14 protein-coding genes are annotated in these 23,491 nt (G+C 68.0%); 10 read left to right on the top strand and 4 right to left on the bottom strand.

Going from position 1 to position 23,491, the window contains the following annotated elements; all coding sequences use genetic code 11:
- Positions 1-475 precede the first annotated feature (475 nt).
- The 3 genes from BVIR_RS13390 to BVIR_RS13380 all read right to left on the bottom strand — a co-directional run bounded on the left by BVIR_RS13390 (position 476) and on the right by BVIR_RS13380 (position 6,138).
- On the bottom strand, positions 476-2,122 hold the full coding sequence (locus BVIR_RS13390; RefSeq protein ID WP_055038110.1) for a methyl-accepting chemotaxis protein: 1,647 nt from the start codon (positions 2,120-2,122) through the stop codon (positions 476-478).
- A gap of 239 nt (positions 2,123-2,361) precedes the next feature.
- Positions 2,362-4,827 carry an ATP-dependent helicase HrpB gene (gene hrpB / locus BVIR_RS13385; protein WP_055038109.1) on the bottom strand — a complete coding sequence of 822 codons (2,466 nt, stop codon included), beginning with the start codon at positions 4,825-4,827 and terminating at the stop codon, positions 2,362-2,364.
- A gap of 6 nt (positions 4,828-4,833) precedes the next feature.
- Positions 4,834-6,138 carry a UDP-glucose dehydrogenase family protein gene (locus tag BVIR_RS13380; protein WP_055038108.1) on the bottom strand — a complete coding sequence of 435 codons (1,305 nt, stop codon included), beginning with the start codon at positions 6,136-6,138 and terminating at the stop codon, positions 4,834-4,836.
- Positions 6,139-6,413: 275 nt separating this feature from the next.
- Here BVIR_RS13380 and BVIR_RS13375 point away from each other — a divergent pair, with 275 nt between their 5' ends.
- The 5 genes from BVIR_RS13375 (at position 6,414) to BVIR_RS13355 (ending at position 14,914) form a co-directional block, all read left to right on the top strand.
- Positions 6,414-7,484: an acyltransferase family protein gene (locus BVIR_RS13375; protein ID WP_082417406.1), complete on the top strand. Its 1,071-nt coding sequence runs from the start codon at positions 6,414-6,416 to the stop codon at positions 7,482-7,484.
- A gap of 87 nt (positions 7,485-7,571) precedes the next feature.
- Positions 7,572-10,601 carry a DNA polymerase I gene (polA, locus tag BVIR_RS13370; RefSeq protein ID WP_055038106.1) on the top strand — a complete coding sequence of 1,010 codons (3,030 nt, stop codon included), beginning with the start codon at positions 7,572-7,574 and terminating at the stop codon, positions 10,599-10,601.
- Positions 10,602-11,014: 413 nt separating this feature from the next.
- The gene (locus tag BVIR_RS13365) at positions 11,015-12,430 is read left to right on the top strand and encodes a sodium:proton antiporter (protein WP_055038105.1); all 1,416 of its coding nucleotides are present in this window, start codon (positions 11,015-11,017) and stop codon (positions 12,428-12,430) included.
- A 77-nt stretch (positions 12,431-12,507) separates the two neighbouring features.
- Entirely contained in the window at positions 12,508-13,854 is a 1,347-nt protein-coding gene (locus tag BVIR_RS13360; RefSeq protein WP_055038104.1) for an ArsB/NhaD family transporter, read from the top strand.
- Between the two features lie 142 nt (positions 13,855-13,996).
- On the top strand, positions 13,997-14,914 hold the full coding sequence (locus BVIR_RS13355) for a sugar kinase (protein ID WP_055038103.1): 918 nt from the start codon (positions 13,997-13,999) through the stop codon (positions 14,912-14,914).
- Positions 14,915-15,158: 244 nt separating this feature from the next.
- On the opposite strand, the gene BVIR_RS13350 is transcribed toward BVIR_RS13355, so the two are convergent.
- Positions 15,159-15,737, bottom strand: coding sequence for a TetR/AcrR family transcriptional regulator (locus tag BVIR_RS13350; protein ID WP_055038102.1), 579 nt, complete (start codon positions 15,735-15,737; stop codon positions 15,159-15,161).
- A gap of 277 nt (positions 15,738-16,014) precedes the next feature.
- Here BVIR_RS13350 and BVIR_RS13345 point away from each other — a divergent pair, with 277 nt between their 5' ends.
- The 5 genes from BVIR_RS13345 (at position 16,015) to tilS (ending at position 23,486) form a co-directional block, all read left to right on the top strand.
- On the top strand, positions 16,015-17,142 hold the full coding sequence (locus tag BVIR_RS13345; RefSeq protein WP_055038101.1) for an efflux RND transporter periplasmic adaptor subunit: 1,128 nt from the start codon (positions 16,015-16,017) through the stop codon (positions 17,140-17,142).
- Positions 17,139-20,210 carry an efflux RND transporter permease subunit gene (locus BVIR_RS13340; RefSeq protein ID WP_055038100.1) on the top strand — a complete coding sequence of 1,024 codons (3,072 nt, stop codon included), beginning with the start codon at positions 17,139-17,141 and terminating at the stop codon, positions 20,208-20,210. The genes BVIR_RS13345 and BVIR_RS13340 overlap by 4 nt, the downstream gene beginning before the upstream one ends.
- Before the next feature lie 280 nt (positions 20,211-20,490).
- Entirely contained in the window at positions 20,491-21,006 is a 516-nt protein-coding gene (gene pal, locus BVIR_RS13335) for a peptidoglycan-associated lipoprotein Pal (RefSeq protein WP_055038099.1), read from the top strand.
- A gap of 394 nt (positions 21,007-21,400) precedes the next feature.
- A complete protein-coding gene (gene ybgF, locus BVIR_RS13330; RefSeq protein WP_060832964.1) occupies positions 21,401-22,492 on the top strand; it encodes a tol-pal system protein YbgF in 1,092 nt (363 codons plus the stop codon).
- Positions 22,479-23,486, top strand: coding sequence for a tRNA lysidine(34) synthetase TilS (gene tilS / locus BVIR_RS13325; RefSeq protein WP_055038098.1), 1,008 nt, complete (start codon positions 22,479-22,481; stop codon positions 23,484-23,486). The genes ybgF and tilS overlap by 14 nt, the downstream gene beginning before the upstream one ends.
- Positions 23,487-23,491 lie beyond the last annotated feature (5 nt).

Genomic DNA, 23,491 nt, shown 5'->3' with positions numbered 1-23,491 from the left:
TCTTCCCAATTGGAACGCCCCGCTCGGGCGTTACCCTATGGGTTACATGCGTCGCTCAATAAACCGTAAAACCAGCGATTGGATTTGATCTGAAGTGACGCAACCGGCGGGGAGGACGGATGTTGCGTGTTAATTATATGACGCAGGGAAATCTGATTGTACGGAAATCGGCCGTCCGTAATTTCTTTCACAGGTTCCGGCCGATCACCCGGAAATCATGCGCCGGCCGCCGAGTATCCCGCTTTTAAAGCAGAGCTTTCGACGAGGCGGTTTCCGAGGTCACGAAGTGATAGCAACGGCCCCGGATGCTGACGCATGGGCCGTTGAAACTCGCAGATTTTCGTCTTTTAAATCAATGACTTCACGAAAATCTGCGATCACACCAACGGGCGGCTTCCGCCGCCGTTGGTGTGATCTCCCGGAAACCGTTTATGAGAAACGACGTCGCTTGGCGGGACCGACCGACGGCGGCCGGTCAGGCTGCGACCTGGTGGAGGAAAGTATCGACCGACTGCTGGAGGCGCTGGGCGGCCTGGGCCAGTTCGCCGGTCGAATCCAGCACGTGTCGGGCCGAGCGGTTGGCCTCGCCGATGGCGGCGGTGACGGTCGAGACGTTCTGCGCCACCGTCGCGGTGCCGGCGGAGGCCTCCGAGACGTTGCGCGAGATCTCGTGGGTGGCGGCGCCCTGCTGCTCGACCGCGGCGGAGATGCCGGCGGTGAAGCGCTGCACCTCGTCCATGGTGGCGCTGATCGCCCCGATCGCCTGCACCGCCTCCGCGGTCGCGGTCTGGATGCCGGTCACCTGGGTGCCGATGTCCTCGGTGGCCTTCGCGGTCTGGCTGGCGAGGGTCTTGACCTCCTGCGCCACCACGGCGAAGCCGCGGCCGGCCTCGCCGGCGCGGGCGGCCTCGATGGTGGCGTTGAGGGCCAAGAGGTTGGTCTGCTCGGCGATGGCGCGGATCAGGTCGACCACGTCGCCGATCTTCTGGGCCGAGGCCGCCAGCGTTCCGACCTGGGCGTTGGTCTTCTCCGCCATCTCGGTGGCGCGGGTGACGATGTCGTTGGTCTGGGCGACCTGGCGGCCGATCTCCTGCACCGAGGAGCCGAGCTCCTCGGCGGCCGAGGCGACGCTCTGGACGTTGGCGGCGGCCTGCTCGGAGGCGCCGGCGGCGGACACCGCCTGCTCGCTGGCTTCCTGGGCGACGGCGGTGAGGGCCTTTGCGGTGGCTTCCAGCCCGTCGACATTGACGCCGAGCGCGCCGAGCACGGTCTGGACGTCGGCGCGGAAGGCGGCGATGGCGGCCTCGACCCGGGCCTGGCGCTCGGCGCGGGCGGCCTGCTCGGCCTTGGCCTGGGCTTCGAGCTCGACGCGCTTGATCGCGTTGTCGCGGAACACCAGCACCGCGCCGGCCATCTCGCCGAGCTCGTCCTTGCGGTTGGTGTCGAGCGCGACGTTGGTGTCGCGGCCCTCGGCAAGGTCGAGCATCACCGTCCGCAGCACCTGCAGCGGATTGGCGATGCCGCGGGCAATCCAGAACACCACGCTGCCGATCGCCAGCACCAGCGCCAGCGTCACGCCGCCGCTCTTCAGCGCCGCTTGGAACACCTCGGCGTCGAGGTCGTCAATATAGACGCCGGTGGCGACCGCGACGCCCCAGGGCTTGTAGAGCTTGATGAACGTGGCCTTGTCGGCGGCGTCGGTGCTGCCCGGCCGCGGGAATGCGTAGGTGACGAGTCCGCTGCCAGCGCGGTCGATCGCATCCTTCAACTCGCGCCCATAATAGACGCCGTTGGCGTCCTTGTTTTCGAGCAGCGTCTTTCCGACCATTGAAGGGTTGGGGTGGACACGGACGATGCCTTCGCGATCCTGCACGAAGAAATAGTCGTTTTCGCCATAGCGCATATTGCCGAGCACGGCGAACGCCGCCTCGCGCGCCTTGTCCTCGGTCATCGCGCCCGAGGCGGCCAGCTTTGCGTAGGTGTCGAGCACGCCGAACGACGCTTCGACCTGCGTCTCAAGCTGTCGCTCGCGGGCCTCGAACAACTGGCCCCGCTGCAGCCAGACCATTGCGCCGGCAAGGATGCCGCAGCCGAGGGCGAACAGGCCAACCAAAGCGAACAAACGTCCCCGAACTCCCAGACGCATCGTCGATCCTCGCCACATCGACCCTGGGGGTCAGGGTCGTCGTGACAAAATGAACGCCGATGCATCTATGAATGGTTACTGCCGAGCGGGTTGCGGGGCTGGGGGGCGTTAGACTTTCAGCGCACGAAGATGATCTCGAACGAACAATGCACGCAGTGCCAGAATGTCCATGGGAGATACACGTTAAAGCCTGTATTGGCCGGCGCGACTTTACCTTACGTCCCCCGCGGCTTGGCGCGGGTGGTGGGCACCGCCGCGGCCGGATCCTCCGGCCAGGGGTGCTTGGGGTAACGGCCGCGCATCTCGCTGCGCACCAAAGCCCACGAGCCGCGCCAGAATCCGGGCAGGTCGCGAGTCACCTGGATCGGGCGGTGGGCCGGCGACAACAGCTCCAGCACCAAGGGCACCCGGCCGCCGGCCAGGGCGGGGTGGCTGGCGAGCCCGAACAGCTCCTGCACCCGCACCGACACGGTGGGGCCGGCCTCGGCGGCGTAGTCGACGGCGAGGCGCGAGCCGGTGGGGGCGGTGAAATGGGTCGGCGCCTCCGCCTCCAGCCGGCGCGCCAGCTCCCACGGCACCAGCGCGTGCAGCGCCGCCTGCAGCAGCGCGGCGTCGATGTCGGCAAGGGCGCTTTTGCCGAGAAGGTGGGGCGCCAGCCAGTCGGCGGCGGTCGAAGCGAGTGCCGCATCCGACAGGTCCGGCCACAGTTCGCCCTCCGCCCGGCGCAGGAAGGCGACGCGGCCGCGCCATTGCTGGAGCGCCTTGGTCCACGGCAGGCGGGTAAGCCCGAGCCTGGCGATGCCCTCGGCCAGTGCGCGGGCGGCGGCGTCATCAAGCGGCACCGGCAGCGGCGCCTCGGCCAGCGTGAGCGCGCCGAGCCGGCGGACGCGGCGGGCGCGCAATGTCGCCGCGGCGGGATCGAAGCTCAGCTCGGTGCGGCTCTCGATATGGCTGGCAAAGCGCGCCTCGATGTCGGCAAGCTCGAGCGCGGCGGCGATGAGGATGCGCGGCTCGGCGCCGCCGCCGGCGACCTCGCCGACCGCCAGGAACGGCGCGCGGGCCAGCGCGCTCGCCGGATCGAGCTGGGCGCCGCGGCCGTTGGCGAGCACGAAGGCGCCGGGCCGGCCGCGCGCCTTGGCGAGGCGGTCGGGATAGGCCAGCGCCAGCAGCAGGGCCGGCGACAGCGCCGCGCCGCCGGACGTCGAGGAGCCGCCGGCTGCCCGGGCCCAGGCGCTCGCGGCCTTGCGGGTGTCCTCGGCCCTTCGCGAGCGGTCGCGGCGGAAGGCGTGGAGGCGACCGTCGAGTTCGACGTCGCTGCCCCCCAATCCATGCTCCGACAGGATGGCGGCGATGTCGGCGGCGAGCGCACCGGCGCCGGCGCGAGCGCCGTCGACCACCATGCGGGCCAGGCGCGGATGCAGCGGCAGCCGCCGCAGCGCGCGGCCCTCATCGGTCAGCCGGCCGTCGGCGCCCAGCGCGTCGAGTTCGGTCAGCAGCGCGCGGGCTTCTGTCCACGCCCCCGCCGGCGGCGCGTCGAGCCAGCTTAAAGTAGCGGGGTCGGTGACGCCCCAGGCGGCGAGGTCGAGCACCAGTGACGCAAGGTCGGCGGCGAGGATCTCCGGGGTGGCGAAGGCCGGCAGGCTCAAGGTCTGCGGCTCGTCCCACAGCCGCCAGCACACGCCAGGCTCCGTGCGGCCGGCGCGACCGCGGCGCTGGTCGGCCGCCGCCCGCGACACCCGCACCGTCTCAAGCCGGGTCAGCCCGACGTCGGGCTCATAGCGCGGCACCCGCGCCAGGCCGCAGTCGATAACGCCCCGCACGCCCTCGATGGTCAGGCTGGTCTCGGCGATCGAGGTCGCCAGCACCACCTTGCGCCGTCCCGGCGCGGCGGGCTCGACCGCGCGGTCCTGCGCGGCGGGGTCGAGCGCGCCGTAGAGCGGGGCGATGTCGATGGCCGGGTCGCGTACGGTTTCGTTGAGGCGCTCGGCGACGCGCCGGATCTCGGCGGCGCCGGGCAGGAACACCAGCAGCGAGCCGTCCTCCTCCGCCAGCGCGCGGCGGATGCAGGCCGCCACCTCGTCCTCCAGCCGCAGCGCCGGGTTGCGGCCGACATAGCGGGTCTCGACCGGGAACGCGCGGCCCTGGCTCTCGACCACCTCGGCATCGCCCAGCAGGCGGGCGACGCGGGCGCCATCGAGTGTCGCCGACATCACCAGCAGCTTGAGGTCGGGCCGCAGCGCGCCCTGCGCGTCGAGCGCCAAGGCAAGGCCGAGGTCGGCGTCGAGCGAGCGCTCGTGATACTCGTCGAAGATCACCGCGGCGACACCCTCCAGCGTCGGGTCGTCGAGGATCATGCGGGTGAACACGCCTTCGGTGATCACCTCGAGCCGGGTGCGCTGGGAGATCTGCGAGGCAAAGCGCACGCGCAGGCCAATGGTGCCGCCGACCGTCTCGCCCAGGGTGGCCGCCATGCGGGCGGCCGCGGCGCGGGCGGCGAGCCGGCGCGGCTCCAGCAGCAGGATCTTGCTGCCCGCGGCCCAAGGCTGATCCAGCAGCACCAAAGGCACGCGTGTGGTCTTGCCGGCGCCGGGCGGCGCCACCAGCACGGCGTTGGCGTGCGTGCCGAGCGCCGTCGTCAGCGCCGGCAGCGCCTCGTCGACCGGCAACGCGACATCGGCCATGGTGCCTCAGCCGCGGCCGACGCCGGTGTAGCTGAAGCCGGCTTTGGCGACGTCGTCGGGCCGGTAGATGTTGCGAAGGTCCACCAGCGCCGGCTGGGTCATCACGCTTTTCAGCCGGGCGAAGTCGAGGGCGCGGAAGGCATCCCACTCGGTGACGATCACCAGGACGTCGGCGCCCTCGGCGGCCTGATAGGGCCCCCCGCAATAGGTGACGTTGGGCATCATGGTGCGGGCGTGCGGCATGCCCTCGGGGTCGAACGCCCGCACCGTGACGCCGGCGTCCTCCAGAGCGGTGACAATGGCCAGCGCCGGCGAATCGCGCATGTCGTCGGTGTTGGGCTTGAAGGTGAGGCCGAGCACCGCGGCGGTCTTGCCGCGCGGCGCGCCGGCCAGCGCCGCGATCACCTTGCGGGCCATGGCGCGCTTGCGGGTATCGTTGACCGCCACCACCGTCTCGACGATGCGCAGCGGCACGCCGGCGTCCTGCGCCGTCTTCACCAGCGCCTGGGTGTCCTTGGGGAAGCACGAGCCGCCATAGCCCGGCCCGGCGTGCAGGAATTTCGAGCCGATGCGGTTGTCGAGGCCGATGCCGCGCGCCACCTCCTGCACATTGCCGCCGACCTGCTCGCACAGGTCGGCGATCTCGTTGATGAAGGTGATCTTCATCGCCAGGAAGGCGTTGGCGGCGTACTTGATCAGTTCGGAGGTGCGGCGGGCGGTGTAGAGCATCGGCGCGGCGTTGAGGTAGAGCGGGCGGTAGAGCTCGGCCATCACCTCGCGGGCGCGGGTGTCCTCGGTGCCGACCACGATGCGGTCCGGCCGCTTGAAGTCGGAGATTGCCGCCCCCTCGCGCAGGAATTCCGGGTTCGACACCACGGCAAAATCGGCCGTCGGCCGGGTTTCACGGATGATGCGCTCGACCTCGTCGCCGGTGCCGACCGGTACGGTCGATTTGGTGACCACCACGGTATAGCCGGCGAGGTTCTCGGCGATCTCGCGGCTGGCAGCGTAGACGTAGGACAGGTCGGCATGGCCGTCGCCGCGGCGGGACGGCGTGCCGACCGCGATGAACACCGCGTCGGCGTCCTTCACCGGGCCGGCGAGGCCGGTGGCGAAGGTCAGCCGGCCGGCCTTGACGTTGTTCGCCACCAGGTCGTCGAGCCCCGGCTCGAAGATCGGCATCTCGCCGCGCTCCAGCGCGGCAATCTTGTCGGCGTCCTTGTCGACGCACACAACTTGGTGACCGAAATCGGCGAAGCAGGCGCCGGACACCAGCCCGACATAGCCCGTTCCGATCATCGCAACGCGCATGAAACCCTTCCGAACCCCAGGCCGCCCCCGCGGCACCGGCGGCTTTCTAGAGCATTTTCGCCGGGAGGGGGAACCGGATTTGCGGAAGGAACACCCGACAACTCATACGAAACCCGGCCGATCAGGCTGGAGTTTCGTATTTCGCTCGCCGGGAGCGCCGCCGGCCGTTTGCCGCAGCACCGGCCGATCGGCATCGCAGCCCTTCGGCACGGCATATGCATTTTGCCACATGGATTTGGCCGGTCGAAGGCCGATGTTCCAATCCGGACGGGTTGATGCAGGCGACACCACAGATGGCAACGGCGGAAGGGCGACACGCGGGCGCGGCGGCGGGGCACGGCGGCCGGGTCGATTGGGTCGACTACGCCAAGGGCTTTTGCATCGTGTTCGTGGTGCTGATGCATTCGACCTTCGGCGTCGAGGCTGCGCTTGGCCGTGAGGGCTGGATGCACCCGGTCGTCGAGTTCATGGCGCCGTTTCGCATCCCGGACTTCTTTCTGCTGTCGGGCCTGTTCGTCGGCCGGGTGATCGACCGCGATTTGCGGACCTATCTCGACCGCAAGGTGCTCCACTTCGCCTATTTCCTGGTGCTGTGGAGCGGAATCATTTTCCTGGTGAAGGGCCTGCTGTTCGGCGGCGCCTCGCTGGCCGAACTGCCGCTGGCGCTGGCAATGGCCTTCGTCGAGCCGTTCGGCACCTTGTGGTTCATCCATATGCTGCCGATCTTTTTCATCGTCGCCCGCCTCACCCGGCGGGTGCCGATGCCGCTGGTGCTGGGCGTCGCCGCCGCGCTGGAGATCGCCCACATCGATACCGGCCTCTTCGTGGTCGACCAGTTCTGCGCTCGCGTGGTCTATTTCCTGGTCGGCTACTACGCCTGCGGCACCGTGTTCGCGCTGGCGGCCTGGGTCCAGGGTCACGTCCGGCGGGCGCTGGCCGGCCTTGCGCTGTGGGCGGCGGTGAACGGCGCCGCCGTCGCACTCGGCGTTTCGACGCTGCCGCTGGTGTCGCTGGCGCTGGGGCTGGCCGGGGCGGCGGCGGTGGTGGCGGCCGCGGCGCTGATGGCGGGGCGCGACCTGTTCATTCCGCTGCGTTATTGCGGCCGCAACACCCTCGTCATCTACCTCGCCTTCTTCCTGTTCATGGCGAGCAGCCGCGTTGCGCTGATCAAGCTCGGCGTTATCGACGATGCCGGCCTGCTGTCGGTGGTGGTGACGCTGATCGCGGTGGCCGGGCCGCTGCTGATGCACCTTGCGGTGAAGAACACCCCGGCGCGCTATCTGTTCGTGCGGCCGGAGGCGTTCAAGCTGGTGCCCGGCCGGCCGGCAATCCAGCCGGCGGAGTGAGCCTGAACCTGGCGGTCGCCCGGCGGGACTGGCCAGGAGCGCCTCAGGGTCTATGATCCGGACCGAAACCAAGATCCGGAACGTTTGATGCTTGATGCCTCCGCCCTGAAGCCCGGCGACCATCTCTTTTTGGTCGACGGGTCTTCGTTCGTATTTCGCGCCTATTTCCAGTCGATGAACCAGGACCGCAAGTACAACACGCGGTCCGATGGGCTGCCGACCGGGGCGGTGCGGCTGTTCTGCACCAAGATCTTTCAGTTCGTGAAGGACGGTGCGCTCGGCATCAAGCCGAGCCATCTCGCCATCATTTTCGACAAGTCGGAGAAGTCCTTCCGAAAGGAAATCTATCCCGCCTACAAGGCTCACCGCCCTGACCCGCCGGCCGAGCTGGTGCCGCAGTTTCCGTTGATGCGCAAAGCGGTCGCCGCGTTCGGGCTGGAGCCGATCGAGCTGGAGGGCTTCGAGGCCGACGACCTGATCGCATCCTACGCGCGGGAGGCCGCCGCGGCCGGCGCCAAGGTGCTGATCGTGTCCTCCGACAAGGATCTGATGCAGCTCGTCGACGGGCTGGTCGCCTTCTACGATCCCGAATCCGGGCTCAAGGGCAAGCCGGGCTACCGCCCCGAGCGCCTGCTCCACGCCGCCGAGGTCACCGAGCGCTGGGAGGGCACGCCGCCCGAGAAGATCGCGGACGTGCAGGCGCTGGCCGGCGATGCCACCGACAACGTGCCCGGCGCGCCCGGCATCGGCATCAAGACCGCGGCCCAGCTGATCGCCGAATACGGCGACCTCGAAACGCTGCTGGCCCGCGCTCACGAGATCAAGCAGCCCAAGCGGCGGGCGACGCTGACCGACCCCGAGATCGTCGAGAGGATCCGTATTTCCAAGAGGCTGGTGACGCTCGACGTCCACGCGCCGCTGCCGGTGCCGATCGAGCGCCTGACATTGGTTGCGCCGGAGCCGCGGCCGCTGATCGGCTTTCTCAAGGCGCTCGATCTGACCGCACTGACCAAGCGCGCCGGCGAGATCTACGAGGTCGATCCGGCTTTGGTCGACCCCGACCCCGACCTTGCGCCGGGCGGGGAGACCTCCGACCGCCTGTTGGCGCTGATCGGCGCCGGGCCCGAAGCGGCGGACGAGCGCGGCGAGGTGACGGCGAGCGCGGGCAGCGCGATTGCGACGGCAAAGCCGGCCGCCCGGCCAGCCCAGCCGCGCGAGCTGACGCCGGCGGCGCTGGCCACGGCGCGCGCCGCCGCCATCAAGGCGGTGCCGTTCGAGCCATCCCGTTGCGAGACGGTGGCGGACCTCGCCGCTCTCGACGGCTGGATCGCCCGCATCATTGACCTCGGCACGGTGGCGCTGGCGGCGGCGCTGAGCGGCCACGACCCGATGCGGGCGGAACTGGTCGGGCTGGCGCTGGCGGTGGAGCCGGGTCAGGCCTGTTACATCCCCCTAGGGCACGTTAGCGGCGAGGGCCTGTTCGGCGACGGCCGCGTCGCCGGCCAGCTTGCTGCGGCCGAGGTGGTGGAACGCCTCCGCCTGATCATGACCGACCAATCGATTCGCAAGATCGGCCACGACATCAAGGGCCTCAGCGTGGTGCTCGGCCGCGTTGGCCTCGATTGCACCGCGCTCGACGACGTCATGACGGCGTCCTACGTGCTCGACGCCGGCCGCGCCTCGCACGACCTTCCCGCGCTGGCGCGCCACTGGCTCGGCGTTGAGCCGAAGAGCCGCCAGGACATCACCGGCTCCGGCAAGGCGGCGCTGCCGATGGTGCGCGTTGCCATCGACGACGCCAAGGCCTATGCGGCCGGCGAGGCCGACGTGGCGCTGCGGCTGTGGCGGGTGCTGGAGCCGCGCCTCATCGCCGAGGGCATGGCGAGCGTCTATGCACGGCTGGAGCGGCCGCTGCTGCCGGTGCTGGCGCAGATGGAGGCGCGTGGCATCGCCATTGACCGCCAGGTGCTGGCGCGCCTGTCCGGCGAGTTCGCCCACAAGGCGGCGGCGCTGGAGGCCGAGATCCACCGGCTCGCCGGCGAGAGCTTCAATATCGGCTCGCCCAAGCAGATCGGCGACATCCTGTTCGGCAAGATGGGGCTGCCCGGCGCCTCGAAGACCCCGACCGGAGCGTGGTCGACCAAAGCCACCATCCTCGACGACCTCGCCGAGCAGGGCTTCGATCTGCCGGCGCGCATTCTCGACTGGCGCCAGCTCACCAAGCTGAAATCGACCTACACTGACGCGCTGCCCTCGTTCGTCAATCCGGCCACCGGCCGCGTCCACACCTCGTTCGCGCTGGCCGCCACCACCACCGGCCGGCTGTCATCGTCCGAGCCGAACCTGCAGAATATCCCGGTGCGCACCGAGGACGGCCGCAAGATCCGTAAGGCGTTCGTCGCTGCGGAGGGCTGCAAGCTGGTGTCGGCCGACTATTCGCAGATCGAGCTCCGGCTGCTCGCCCACGTCGCCGACATCCCGCAGCTGATCCAGGCATTTGCCGACGGCATCGACATCCACGCCCTGACGGCGTCGGAGATGTTCGGCGTGCCGGTGGCCGGCATGCCTCCCGAGGTACGCCGGCGGGCGAAGGCGATCAATTTCGGCATCATCTACGGCATCTCGGCGTTCGGCCTGGCCAATCAGCTCGGCATCGGCCGCGAGGAGGCCGGCGCCTATATCCGCAAGTATTTCGAGCGCTTTCCCGGCATCCGCGACTACATGGAGGCGACCAAGGCGTTCTGCCGCACCCACGGCTACGTCACCACGCTGTTCGGCCGCCGCGCGCATTACCCCGACATCAAGGCATCGAACGCCTCGGTGCGGGCGTTCAACGAACGTGCCGCCATCAACGCGCCGCTGCAGGGCTCGGCCGCCGACATCATCCGCCGGGCGATGGTGCGTATCGAGCCGGCGCTGGAACAGGCGAAGCTGTCGGCGAGGATGCTGCTGCAGGTCCACGACGAACTGGTGTTCGAAGTGCCCGGCGACGAGGTCGACACCATGGTGCCGATCGTGCGCAAGCTGATGATCGACGCCGCCTTGCCGGCGGTGGCGTTGAAGGTGCCGCTGCAGGTCGACGCGCGTGCCGCCGCCAATTGGGACGAGGCGCATTGATCGGGGCCTGCTTGGTGGAAGGTGGAGCGTACCGCCACCTGTCGTCCCCGGCGAGCGCGGCGTCAGCCGCGCGAGGAAAGGGGATCCAGCAACCACCGCGCTTCAGAGCGATGCCTGCCTTTCAAGCTGCGGGCGGTTTGCCGCTATCGTGTTTTCCTTTGATGCCATGGTCCCTGGGTTCCCGTCCCGACCGCCTGACGGCGGTCGCCGTGAACGACAGGCGCGGTTCCCGCGCATTCTGGAGAGCGGTCGGCTCACCCGCTCGCCATCAACCGCGCCGCGGTCGCCCCCGGCGTGCGCGGCAAGGCCGCGCGAGGGAAGGGGACCCAGGGACCCTGGCATCAACCTGTTTGTGCGTACCGTATCGTCCCTGAAAATGACGAGACAGCGGATTTAACCCTCCGGAGATCTCAATGCCTATTCTCGCCGCTATCGCCATCGCCGTGCTCGGCAGCCTCTGTTTCGCCGAGCCGGCCTTCGCCGCAGCGGCGCTGGATGGCACGCAGCTGTCGATCTGGTGGGCGCTGCCGTTCGCCGGCATTCTGCTGTCGATCGCCACCGGCCCGCTGCTGTTCCCGCACATCTGGGAGCACCATTACGGCAAGATCGCCGCCGGCTGGGCGTTGCTCGCCATCCTACCGATGGCGCTGGTGTTCGGCGCGAACGTCGCGCTCGAAGCGGTGCTGACGGTGGTGCTGCACGAATACGTGTCGTTCATCATCCTGTTGTTCGCGCTGTTCACTATCGCCGGCGGCATTCTGGTGAAAGGCGAGTTGCCTGGCACGCCGGCTACCAATGTCGCCATCCTCACCATCGGCACAGTGATGGCGAGCATCGTCGGCACCACCGGCGCCTCGATGATCCTGATTCGGCCGATCCTGCGCGCCAACCAGGGCCGGCCGCACAACGTTCACGTCGTGGTGTTCTTCATCCTTCTGGTGTCGAACATCGGCGGCGCGCTCACGCCGCTCGGCGACCCGCCGCTGTTCGTCGGCTTCCTGCGTGGCATCGACTTCTTCTGGACCACCACCAACCTTCTGCACGAAACCCTGTTCGCCTATTGCGCGGTGATCGCGATCTTTTACGTGCTCGACAGCTATTTCTACCGCCGTGAGCACAATTGGGCGCCGCCGCCCAAGGCGCCGACCGCCCATGTCGATGTGTCCGGTCTCGTCAACATCATCCTGCTCGCCGGCGTCATCGCCGCCATCCTGATGTCGGCGATGTGGAAGCCCGGCATCGAAATCCCGTTCCCGGGCGGCGTGCTCGAACTGCAGAACTTGGTGCGCGACGTCTGTCTGGTGCTGCTGGCGCTGGCCTCGCTCAAACTGACCGCCAGGGAGGTGCGCGAGGGCAACGGCTTCGAATGGGAGCCGATCAAGGAGGTCGCCAAGCTGTTCGCGGTGATTTTCATCTGCATCGTGCCGGTGATCGCGCTGCTGCGCGCCGGCGAGGACGGCATCTTCGCACCGCTGATCAATCTCGTCACCAAGGCGGACGGCAGCCCCGACAACATGATCTATTTCTGGGCGACCGGGCTTTTGTCGGCTTTCCTCGACAACGCACCGACCTACCTCGTGTTCTTCGAGCTCGCGGGCGGCGATCCGCCCACGCTGATGGGTCCGCTGGCCGGCACGCTGGCGGCGATCTCGCTCGGCGCGGTCTACATGGGTGCGCTGACCTATATCGGCAACGCGCCGAACTTCATGGTCTACGCCATCGCCCGGCACAACGGCATTCGGATGCCGAGCTTTTTCGGCTACATGCTGTGGTCAATGGCGGTGCTGATGCCGGTGCTGGTGGCGATTTCGGTCGTCTTCCTGAGGTAGTCTTCACCGCGAGGGACGATTCGGCGCAATCGTCCCTCGCCTTTCATTGATGGCGGAATGCGCGGACGGGGGCGCCCATGCACGGCAGTGTTGAGAATTTCGTGACGCAGGTGATGTTCGGCCTTGATCCGCTGTGGGTTGCGACCGCGGTGCTGGCGGCGACCTATGCCCTGATCATCAGCGAGAAGGTCAACCGCGCCATCGTCGCGCTGCTCGGCGCCGGCGTCATGGTGGCGGTCGGGGTGCTCGACCAGGCCGAGGCGGTGCGCGGCATCGACTTCAACACCATCGGCCTGCTCACCGGCATGATGATCCTGGTGTCGATCTCGCGGCGCTCGGGCATGTTCCAATACGTCGCGGTTTGGGCGGCCAGAATGGCCAATGCCAGCCCGTGGGGCATCCTGCTGCTGTTGCAGGTGGTCACCGCCGTGCTGTCGGCGCTGCTCGACAATGTCACCACCGTGCTGCTGATCGTGCCGGTGACGCTGGCGATCACCCGCGACTTGAAGGTACCGGCCTATCCGTTCCTGTTCGCCGAAATCTTCGCCTCCAACATCGGGGGCACCGCGACCCTGATCGGCGACCCGCCCAACATCCTGATCGGGTCGCTGGTCGGGATCGACTTCAACGCTTTCCTCTATCACCTGGCGCCGTTGGTGGTGGTGGTGCTGGCGGTCCAGCTCGTGATGATTCATCTCATGTGGGGTCGCAGTCTCGCGGCCAGCACGGAGAACCGCGCCCATGTCATGGCGATGAACGCCATCGACACCATCGAGGACTGGACGCTGCTCAAGCAGTCGCTGGCGGTGCTCGGTCTCACCGTGCTCGGCTTCGTCTCCGCCCGCTTCATTCATATGGAGCCGGCTTCGGTCGCGCTCGGCGGCGCCGCGGTCCTGATGCTGCTCGACAACTGGCAGCATCACGGCGAGAAGGCCGCCACCAACATCCACAAGACCTTCTCCGACGTTGAATGGATCACCATCTTCTTCTTCCTCGGCCTGTTCGTGGTGGTGCACGGCGTCGAGGTTGGCGGCCTGCTCGGCCTGCTCGGGCGCGAGTTGGTGGAGTTGACCGGCGGCGATCTTGCGTTGACCGGCTACGCCATCTTGTGGTCGTCGGCGGTGCTGTCGGCGATCATTGACAACATCCCGTTCGTTGCCACCATGATCCCGCTGATCAAGACGATGGCGCCGTCGTTCGGCGGTGCGGACCAAATCGGGCCGTTGTGGTGGTGCCTGTCGCTCGGCGCCTGCCTCGGCGGCAACGGCACCCTGATCGGAGCCTCGGCCAACCTCACCGTGGCCGGAATCGGCGAGCGCAATGGTGTGCCGTTCCGATTTGTGACGTATACGCTCTATGCGTTTCCGATGATGCTGGTGTCGGTCGCTATCAGCCATGTCTATGTTTGGCTGCGTTATTTTTGAACAACTGGCCGCGACGATGATCCACCGGGGCGTCCGCACCGTCTAACCGACGGTCCCGCCCGGCTCGAGGCGATGGGTCGAGACGACCCGGACTTGCCTCCGGAAGGCGAACCGGCGAGGCTACCTGCGGCGGAGGTCACCTATGGATGCGCTTTTCATCGGCCACACTTATATTGACGTCACCTTGCTCTCGGAGGTGATGCCGACCGGCGACCAGAAGGACGTGGCGGACGACTATGCAGTGTCGTTCGGCGGCAATTCGGTTACGGCAGGGTTCTGCTGCACCCGGCTCGGAATTCCGGCCGACATCTTGTGCACGCTGTCGGACGACTGGCTCGGCCATATGTTCCTGGATATGGCCCACAAATACGGCGTCACCGTCCACGGCCGCCGGGTTCAGCACGCATCGCTGTCGTTCGTCATCCCCAAGGACGGCAAGCGCGCCATCCTGCGCGCCCGCGACGACACCTATCTGGAACGCTTCCCGGCGCTGAAGCTGGACGGCTGCCGGGCGCTGCACCTCGACGGCCACCAGGCCGACGCCGCGCTGCATTATGCCAAGGTTTGCCGCAAACTCGGTATCCTGACCTCGCTCGACGGCGGCAATCTCCGCCCGAACCTTGAGGAGCTGATCGGCTATATCGACGTCGCCGTGGTGGCCGAGGCGCTGTGCGCCCAGATGAGCATGACGCCGGAGGAGATGCTGGCCTATCTCAAGCGCCGCGGTGTCAGGATTGCCGGCGTCACCATGGGCGAGCACGGCATGCTGTGGTTCGACGAGGCCGGCAAGGTCCAAACCCTGCCGGCGTTGATGGTGCCGATGGACAAGGTGATCGACACCTCCGGCGCCGGCGACATCTTCCACGGCACCTACATCTATTCCTACCTCGCCTATCCCACTGCCCGCTGGGAGGAGCACTTCATCCGTGCCCGCGCCGCCTCGGCCAATGCGGTGCAGCGTCTCGGCAACGAATCCAAGCTGCCGACCGAGGCCGACATCCTGCACATGCGCGCGCTTTATGAAGACGACCTCGCCGCGTTCGTCACCGCCGCGCAGTAACGGTTCACCGAGCGGACGGCGAAAAGGGAGTCGGGGACCGCGACGGGCGGCATTATCGCGCATCGTTTGGTGCCGTGTCGTTCTCCGGCCTCATGGTTCTCGACCTCATGGTGAGGAGGCTGCGACGCAGCCCTCTCGAACCATGGGGCCGACCTCGGCTCTCAAGTCCGCCCTCATCCTTCGAGACGCCCGCTTTCGCGGGCGCCTCAGGATGAGGCGAGCTGGCGTCGGTGGAAGGTCAAGCTCAACGGCCGGGTGCCAGCGGCAGGGTGCGGTGATCGAGCAGCGTGTGCAGCGCCGCAATCACCCGGTTGCGGTCTTCGGTCTCAAGCGGGCTGATCGCGAACATGTCGAGCGTCAGCAGTCCTTGCACCGCCAGCCAGGCGATGTTCGACACGTCCGGGCAGTCGGAAGCCTGAAGCATCGCCCATTCTTCCGCCACCACCTCGCGCACCGGGTCCAGCAGGCGCGGGTTCTCGGACATCGCTGCCAGCAGGCCGCTGGCGACGTCCTTCGAGTGGCTGCCGCAACTGGCAAGGTCGGAGGCGATGATGCAGCGGGCCTCCAGGTTCGGCCGGTCGGTCAGGGTCGGGCGCAGCGCGTTGCGCTGGGCGACGCCGTCCTCGACCATCCGCTCGACCATCGCCTGCAGCAGTGCGTCCTTGGAAGGGAAATTGTAAAGTAGACCGCCTTTACTGAGGCCGGCCCGCTCGGCCACCGCTTCAAGCGTCATCTTGCCGGCACCGATCTCGGCGACGATCTCGGCGGCCGCATCCAGGATGCGGTTTCGGGAATTTGAACGCGGGCGGCGGTCGTCGGCCATGTCGTCTCGGAACGTGGTTGCTCGGTCGGTTTGGTGTTGTCGAGCCGGCCGTCGCCTTATCGCCCGGCGGAAGGCGTGTGCGTCGGCAGATTCAGGCGGCGGCACTGGCAGTAACGGTAACACTGGAATGATACTACACTATACCGTCCGGACGGTTGGCGCTCTTGCACTGAACCGTCCGGACGGTATATAGGGTAAAGCCACGGGCGGACGGCATGCAAGCGGTTTCGCTTGCCGGCGCCGACGCCTACCTCTCACGTCATTTGCGTAGGCGCACATGAAACGGCGGATCGTCGTCTCCCTGGTGGCTTTTCTGGCGGTCGGCCTGTGCGCCGCGCTGGTCTGGTTCAATTTCTTCCGCGACAAGCTGATCGCCGACATCTTCGCCAACATGCCGCGGCCGGCGCAGACGGTGGCGGCCTCCGACGTCAAGACCGTGACGTGGCGGCCCGGCATCGCCGCGATCGGCACCGCCCGGGCCGAGAACGGCGTCGAACTCGCGGTCGAGATCAGCGGCGTCGTCAAGGACATCCGCTTTTCGCCCAACCAGCGCGTCGAGAAGGGCAGCGTCCTCGTTCAGCTCGACGATGCGGTCGAGCGCGCCGACCTGATCGATGCCGAGGCCGCGCTCGAACTCGGCAAGTCGAACCTCGCCCGCACCTCGGCGCTGCGCACCCGCGGCTTCGACACCCAGGCCCAGTTCGATCAGGTGGTGGCCCAGGTCGCCACCGCGCGCTCCAAGCTCGAGCGCTATAAGGCGGTCATCGACCAGAAGGCGCTGAAGGCGCCGTTCTCGGGTACCATCGGCATCGCCCGCATCAATCCCGGCCAGTATGTCCAGCCCGGCACGGTGGTGGCGACGTTGCAGGATCTCGACAGCATGAAGGTCGACTTCACCGTTCCTGAGCAGGTGATCGACAAGGTCAAGATCGGCCAGCCGGTGCGGTTCGGTGCGTCCGACGCCGACCTCGGCCGGACCGGCAAGATCATCGGCATCGACCCGCGCATCGACCCGCAGACCCGGCTGGTGTCGGTGCAGGCGCTGCTCGACGACAATCGCGACCGCGCCATCGTGCCCGGCCAGTTCCTGCGGGTGCGCATCGACTTGCCGCCCGAGCCGAATGTGGTGACGGTGCCGCAGACCGCGGTGGTGACCAGCCTCTACGGCGACTACGTCTATTTGGTCGAGGACGCCGCCGGCGGCAAGCCGGGGCTCACCGTCAAGCAGGTGTTCGTCAAAGTCGGCCGCCGCGACGGCGGCCTGTCCGAGGTGGTGTCGGGCCTCACGCCCGGCGAGCGCATCGTGGTGTCGGGCCAGAACAAGCTGCAGGCCGGCGCCCCGGTGAAAATCGACAACGCGATCGATGTCACCACCCTGCCGGTTCGGAGCCCGACCACGCGATGAGCTTCACCGAACTCTTCATCCGCCGTCCGGTGCTGTCGGCGGTGGTCAGCCTGTTGATCATGCTGCTCGGCGCGCAGGGCCTGATGAACCTGCAGGTGCGCGAGCATCCCAAGGTCGACGAAACCACCATCACCGTCACCACCATCTACACCGGCGCCAGCGCCGATCTGATCCAGGGCTTCATCTCGACCCCGATCGCCAAAGCGGTGTCGAGCGCGGAGGGCGTCGACTACGTCACCTCCGAAAGCCGGCTCGGCACCTCCAAGGTGTCGGTGCGCATGCGCCTCAACACCGATCCCAACGCCGCGATGACCGAGGTGACCTCGAAGGTGCAGACCGTGCGCGCGGACCTGCCGACCGACGCCGAGGACCCGGTGATCGTGAAGGGCACCGGCCAGTCATTCGCGCTGATGTACCTCACCTTCGCCTCAAGCGAGATGAACCCGCAGCAGGTGAACGAGTTCCTGACGCGGGTGGTGCAGCCGCGCTTTGCCACGCTGAACGGCGTCGGCGACGCCGAGATCCTGGGCGGCCGCGAGTTCTCGATGCGGGTGTGGCTCGATCCGATCCGGCTCGCCGCCCGCAACGTCACCGCGGCCGACGTGCTGGTCGCCATCCGCGCCTCCAACTTCCTGGCTGCGCCCGGCAAGACCCAGAACGAATACGTCGCCTACGCCATCGAGATGCAGACCACGCTGCAGACGCCGGAGACCTTCGGCGCGATGTCGATCCGCGCCAATGGCGACCAGATCGTGCGTCTGCGCGATGTCGCCGCAATCGAGCTCGGTGCCAAGAACACCGACACCAAGGTGTCGTTCAACGGCTCGGAAGGCACCTTCATCGGCATCACCCCGGCACCGGCCGCCAACCCGCTGTCGGTGGCGCGCGAGGTCACCAAGGCGATCGAGGATATCCGGCCGACCCTGCCCAAGGGCATGACGGTCGAGATCGTCTATGACGCCTCCGACTTCATCTCGGCCTCGATCGTCGAGGTGTTCCGCACCATCGCCGAGGCGGCGCTGATCGTGGTCGCGGTCATCTTGGTATTCCTGGGCTCGATCCGCTCGGTGATCATTCCGGTGGTCACCATCCCGCTGTCGCTGATCGGCGTCGGGCTCGTGCTGTTCATGCTCGGCTACTCGATCAACCTTCTCACATTGCTGGCGATGGTGCTGGCGATTGGCCTGGTGGTCGACGATGCCATCGTGGTGGTCGAGAACATCCACCGCCACATCGAGGAGGGCGAATCCCCGGTCGACGCCGCGATCGTCGGCATGAAGGAGATCTTCAGCCCGATCGTGTCGATGACCATCACGCTCGCCGCGGTCTACGCCCCGATCGGCTTCACGCAAGGGCTCACCGGCACGCTGTTCCGCGAGTTTGCCTTCACGCTGGCCGGCGCCGTCATCATCTCCGGCATCGTCGCGGTGACGCTGTCGCCGATGATGTGCTCCAAGCTGCTCAAGCCCCATCATGGCGCTGGCGGTTTCGCCGCCTTCGTCGATCGCGTCTTTACCGGCGTCGAGAACTGGTACGGCCGCCGTCTCAAGGGCTCGCTCGACTTCCGCCCGGTGACGTTCGGCATCGTGGTGGTGATGCTTGCCACCACCGGCTTTCTGTTCGTGAAGACCCAGTCGGAGCTGGCGCCGGACGAGGACCAGGGCGCCTTCCTCGGCCTGATCAACGCGCCGAAATACGCCACCTCCGACTATTCGCAGCGCTTCGCCGAGCCCTTCCTGAAGGTGGACGGCAGCATCCCGGAGATCGTCGCCACCTTCGCCATCATCGGCATCGACGGCGGCGGCTCCGGCTTCATCGGTTTCAAGCTCAAGGAATGGGACCAGCGCAAGGACCGCAAGGCCGAGGCGATCAAGCAGGACATCCAGAAGATGCTGGACGGCAATGCCGGGCTGCAGGCGTTCGTGTTCGCGCCGCCGGCGCTGCCGGGCACCGGCGACGGCCTGCCGGTCCAGTACGTGCTGCGCACCATCGGCGACCCCGCTCAGGCCTACGAGGTGTCCGAGCAGGTCAAGCTGAAGGCGATGGCCTCCGGCAAGTTCATTGTTCTGCAGAACTCGGTGTCCTACGAGACGCCGCGCGCCCGCATCATCATCGACCGCGACCGCGCCGCCGCGCTCGGCGTGCCGGTCAGCGAGGTCGGCGCTACCCTCTCCACCCTGGTTGGCGGCGGCAGGATCTCAAAATTCGACCGCGACAATCACTCCTACGACGTCATCACCCAGGTCTCCCAGACCGACCGTCTCAATCCGTCGCGGCTCGGCGAATTCTATGTGCGCGCCACCTCCGGCGCGATGGTGCCGCTGTCGGCACTGGTGCGGATCGAGACCGACGCCGCGCCGGCGGCGATCGAGCAGTTCAACCAGCTCAACTCGGCGACGCTGTCGGCGGTACCGGTGCCCGGCGTTACCACCTCCGAGGCGCTCGATGTGCTGCGGCAGGCCGCCCGCGAGATCATGCCGATCGGCTTCTATGAGGATTATGCCGGCCAGTCGCGGCTCGAGGTGCAGGAGTCGAGCTCGATCGGCCTCGCGTTCGGGCTTGCCTTGATCGTGATCTACCTGGTGCTCGCCGCCCAGTTCGAGAGCTTCCGCGATCCGTTCGTGATCATGATGAGCGTGCCGCTGTCGATGTTCGGCGCGGTGATGTTCCTTAATCTGGGACTGGCGACGCTCAACATCTACACCGAGGTCGGGCTGATCACCCTGATCGGCCTCATCACCAAGCACGGCATCCTGATCGTGCAGTTCGCCAACGAGCTGCAGATCGACAAGGGCCTCTCCAAGGTCGATGCGGTGCAGGAGGCGGCGCGCATCCGGCTGCGACCGATCCTGATGACGACGGCGGCGATGGTGCTGGGCGTGCTGCCGCTGCTCTACGCCTCGGGCGCTGGCGCGGCGGCACGATTCTCGATGGGGCTCGTCATCGCCTCCGGCATGTCGATCGGCACCATCTTCACGCTGTTCGTGGTGCCGATGTTCTACACCCTGATTGCCAAGGACAAGCGGCCGGCCGCCGCCGCGGCCAAGCCGGCGCTCGCGGCGCAGTGATGCGGCTTGCGGCCTGACTGGCCGTGCGCCGTCCAACTCGCCCAAGGATTGACGACGATGGGCGGCCGCCGCAGCCACAGGATGCGGCGGCCGCTGGCATTTGCGCGGCCTTTGCCATTAAGTCGCCGTTAACCCTTGCAAACAGTTCACAGCCGGTCCGGGCAAATGCCGCTTTTTCGCCGCGCGGCGGAAAGATTTTGTCAAGGTTGACGGACCATTCCTGGACGCGACGGCCTCTCCTGCGCCCGGCGGGAGCGGCCATGAAAGGAGTCGAAGCGTCATGACGCGCACCCTGCGATCCGCTCGCACCGTTCGCTTCGCCGTTGCCATTGCGGCGGCCCTTACTGCCGGCGCCTGCGCCACCAATCCCAACGGTGATCAGGCTGGCCTCGCCGGTAGCGGTATCGGTGGCATGGCCACCCCCGGATCCACCCAGGATTTCGCCGTCAACGTCGGTGACCGCGTGTTCTTCGAAACCGATTCGACCGATCTGACGCCGACGGCGCGTGGGACCCTCGACAAGCAGGCGCAGTGGCTGCAGCGTTACAGCCGCTACAACTTCACCGTCGAGGGCCACGCCGATGAGCGCGGTACCCGCGAGTACAACATCGCGCTCGGTGCCCGCCGTGCCCAGACCGTGCGCGACTATCTCGCCGCCCGCGGCATCAACTCCGCCCGCATGCGCACCGTGTCGTACGGTAAGGAACGGCCGGTCGCGGTGTGCAACGACATTTCGTGCTGGTCGCAGAACCGTCGTGCCGTCACCGCGCTCGACGGCGTGGCTGCCGGCTCCTGACGGTCGAGAGCGACCGGGCAAGCGGGTCGGCCAACGAGATGAAATCCGGCACTTGGACGCCAAGTGTCGGATTTCATGTTCCGACTCGGCGGAAGGCGGGCCGATTTTCCTGATCTCCGCGGCTGCAGATGTCATGCGAAATCCGGCCGATCAGGCCGGGGTCTCGGTGTCCGGCCTTCGAAAAAAACCTTTCCGATCAAGGAATTTTTGCCAAGGTTGTTGCCAGGGTCACGGCGCGATCATCCGCGAGCGGTCGCAAAGGCGGACCGCTGGCCGGCTGGTAGCGGTTCGACGATCCGCCACGACTCCACAGAAATTGTGTCGTCAGGGTCACATTTTGGCCGTGGTCCGTCGCGTAATTCAGGCTTTAGGTCTGCATTGCAAGGCGGTCTTCATGCGCGCGCGATGGCGTGTCACGATCCTGTCCCTCCTCGGAGCCGCCACCGTGGTGGCCTCCGCCCCGGTGCTGGCCCAATCCGGTTTGGACCGGTCCGACCTGCGGCCGCCTGGCGAGGTGTCCTCGCCGCTGGCCCAGCTGTTCGGGTCCCCGCCGCAGGCCGAGCCGCGGGTCGATGGCGGTGAGCTGATCGTCCGGCTCAACCAGATCGAAGGCCAACTGCGCCAGCTCAACGGCCAGATCGAACAGCTCCAGTTCCGCAACCAGCAACTCGAACAGAACCTGCGCCGCATGCAGGAGGATTTCGAGTACCGCTTCCAGGAACTGGGCGGCCGCGGCGGTGCCGCAGCGCCGGCGCCGCAGCGCCCGCCACAGGCGGCGCCTGCGCCCGGTGCCGCGCCGCAGCGCCGCTCCGATGTGTTCGATCCCTCGGCCACGCCCGGCGCCCCCGGCGCCCCACGCGCGCTCGGCAGCAGTTCCGCGCCGGTTCCGCCCGGTGACGGCCCGGTCGGCGCCCCCGGTGGCCGCGACTTCGGCCAGCCGCTCGACATCACCGGGCTGGCGTCGCGGGCGGCATCCGATCCCACTTTGGCGCCGCCTCCGCCGCCGCCGGTGATTCCGCCGGCGTTGCCGGGGCGCGCCGGCACCGCCGATGGCGCCCGCGCGCCGGCGCCCGCCCAGCAGGCGGCGCTGCCGCCCGGCGGCGGCTCCGCGCAGGCCGATTACCAGCGCGCCTACAACGCCGTGCTGCAGCAGGACCATGAGACCGCCGAGACCGGGTTCCGCGGCTTCCTGCGCGCCTATCCGCGTGACAAGCTGGTGCCGAACGCCACCTACTGGCTGGGCGAGAGCCTGTACCAGCGCCAGCGCTATCGCGATGCCGCTGAGCAGTTTCTCAAGGTCTCGAGCGACTACCCCAAGGCCCAGGTGGCGCCGAACGCGCTGCTCCGGCTCGGCCAGTCGCTGGCCGCGCTCGGCGAGCGCGAGGCCGCCTGCGCCACGTTCGGCGAGGCCAGCCGCAAGCATCCCAACGCGCCCCAGAGCGTGAAGCAGGGGCTGGAGCAGGAGAAGAAGCGTGGCCGCTGCTGAGGCAGCGCCGCTCGATCCAGCCGAGGCTGCCCGCCTGCTTGAACCTCTCTCCGATCTCCCGCGCCTGGTCCTCGCCGTCTCCGGCGGCCCCGATTCCACCGCGCTGCTGGCCCTCGCCGCCGACCGGCGCCGCACCGCGCCGCACTTTCCCGAACTCCTCGCCGTCACCGTCGATCACGGCCTGCGCCGCGAAGCCGCCGCCGAGGCCGCGGCGGTGGCATGCCTTGCCGCCAGCCTCAAGGTGGGCCACCGCACCCTGGTCTGGCAGGGCGACAAGCCGGCGACCGGCCTGATGGCGGCGGCCCGCGCCGCCCGCTACGACCTCATCGCCGGTGCCGCAGCCGACTTCGGCGCCGAGGATGTCGCCACCGCCCACACCCTGGACGACCAGGCCGAGACCGTGCTGCTGCGGCTTGCGGCCGGCTCCGGGCTGGCCGGGCTGGCCGCCATGCGTCCGCTCGACCGGCGCGGCGCGATTCGGCTTCACCGACCGCTGTTGGCGGTGGCCAAGGCGCGGCTGATTGCCACGCTCGAAGCGCGCGGCCTCGCCTGGAGCGAGGATCCCAGCAACGCCGATTCGCGGTTCGCCCGGCCGCGGCTGCGGGCGGCGGCGGCGGCACTGGCCGGCGAGGGGCTGTCGGCGGAGCGGCTGGCGCGCCTTGCCGCGCGGGCGGCGCGGGCCGACGCGGCGCTCGAGGCGGCGACCGACACCGCAGCGGCAGCGGTGGGCCGCGGCGATGACGGCGGCAGGATTTTTCTTGATGCCGAAGGGTTTGCCGGCCTGCCGGCCGAGATTGGCCTCAGGCTGCTCGGCCGCGCGGTGGACCGCGTCGGACACGAGGGTCCGGTCGAACTCGCCAAGCTGGAGCAGCTTCACGCGGCGCTGCTGGCGGGGTGGGGCGGGGGTCCGTTCCGCCGCACCTTGGCCGGTGCCATGGTCACCGCCGCGGGTGGTGTCGTCATCGTCGAGCCGGCGCCGCCGCGGCGTAAATGATCCGG

This window comes from Blastochloris viridis, from assembly GCF_001402875.1.
GTDB lineage: Bacteria > Pseudomonadota > Alphaproteobacteria > Rhizobiales > Xanthobacteraceae > Blastochloris > Blastochloris viridis.
The sequence above is the reverse complement of the archived record's forward strand: the minus strand, read 5'-3'. Positions and strand labels throughout refer to the sequence as shown.

Bases quoted from the DNA above. Each gene is read 5' to 3' on its own strand.
- BVIR_RS13365 (WP_055038105.1), top strand. From the start codon at position 11,015: ATGCCTATTCTCGCCGCTATCGCCATCGCCGTGCTCGGCAGCCTCTGT.
- BVIR_RS13380 (WP_055038108.1), bottom strand. From the start codon at position 6,138: ATGCGCGTTGCGATGATCGGAACGGGCTATGTCGGGCTGGTGTCCGGC.
- BVIR_RS13350 (WP_055038102.1), bottom strand. From the start codon at position 15,737: ATGGCCGACGACCGCCGCCCGCGTTCAAATTCCCGAAACCGCATCCTG.
- hrpB (WP_055038109.1), bottom strand. From the start codon at position 4,827: ATGGCCGATGTCGCGTTGCCGGTCGACGAGGCGCTGCCGGCGCTGACG.
- BVIR_RS13355 (WP_055038103.1), top strand. From the start codon at position 13,997: ATGGATGCGCTTTTCATCGGCCACACTTATATTGACGTCACCTTGCTC.
- ybgF (WP_060832964.1), top strand. From the start codon at position 21,401: ATGCGCGCGCGATGGCGTGTCACGATCCTGTCCCTCCTCGGAGCCGCC.
- polA (WP_055038106.1), top strand. From the start codon at position 7,572: ATGCTTGATGCCTCCGCCCTGAAGCCCGGCGACCATCTCTTTTTGGTC.
- pal (WP_055038099.1), top strand. From the start codon at position 20,491: ATGACGCGCACCCTGCGATCCGCTCGCACCGTTCGCTTCGCCGTTGCC.
- BVIR_RS13340 (WP_055038100.1), top strand. From the start codon at position 17,139: ATGAGCTTCACCGAACTCTTCATCCGCCGTCCGGTGCTGTCGGCGGTG.
- BVIR_RS13360 (WP_055038104.1), top strand. From the start codon at position 12,508: ATGCACGGCAGTGTTGAGAATTTCGTGACGCAGGTGATGTTCGGCCTT.
- BVIR_RS13375 (WP_082417406.1), top strand. From the start codon at position 6,414: ATGCAGGCGACACCACAGATGGCAACGGCGGAAGGGCGACACGCGGGC.
- BVIR_RS13345 (WP_055038101.1), top strand. From the start codon at position 16,015: ATGAAACGGCGGATCGTCGTCTCCCTGGTGGCTTTTCTGGCGGTCGGC.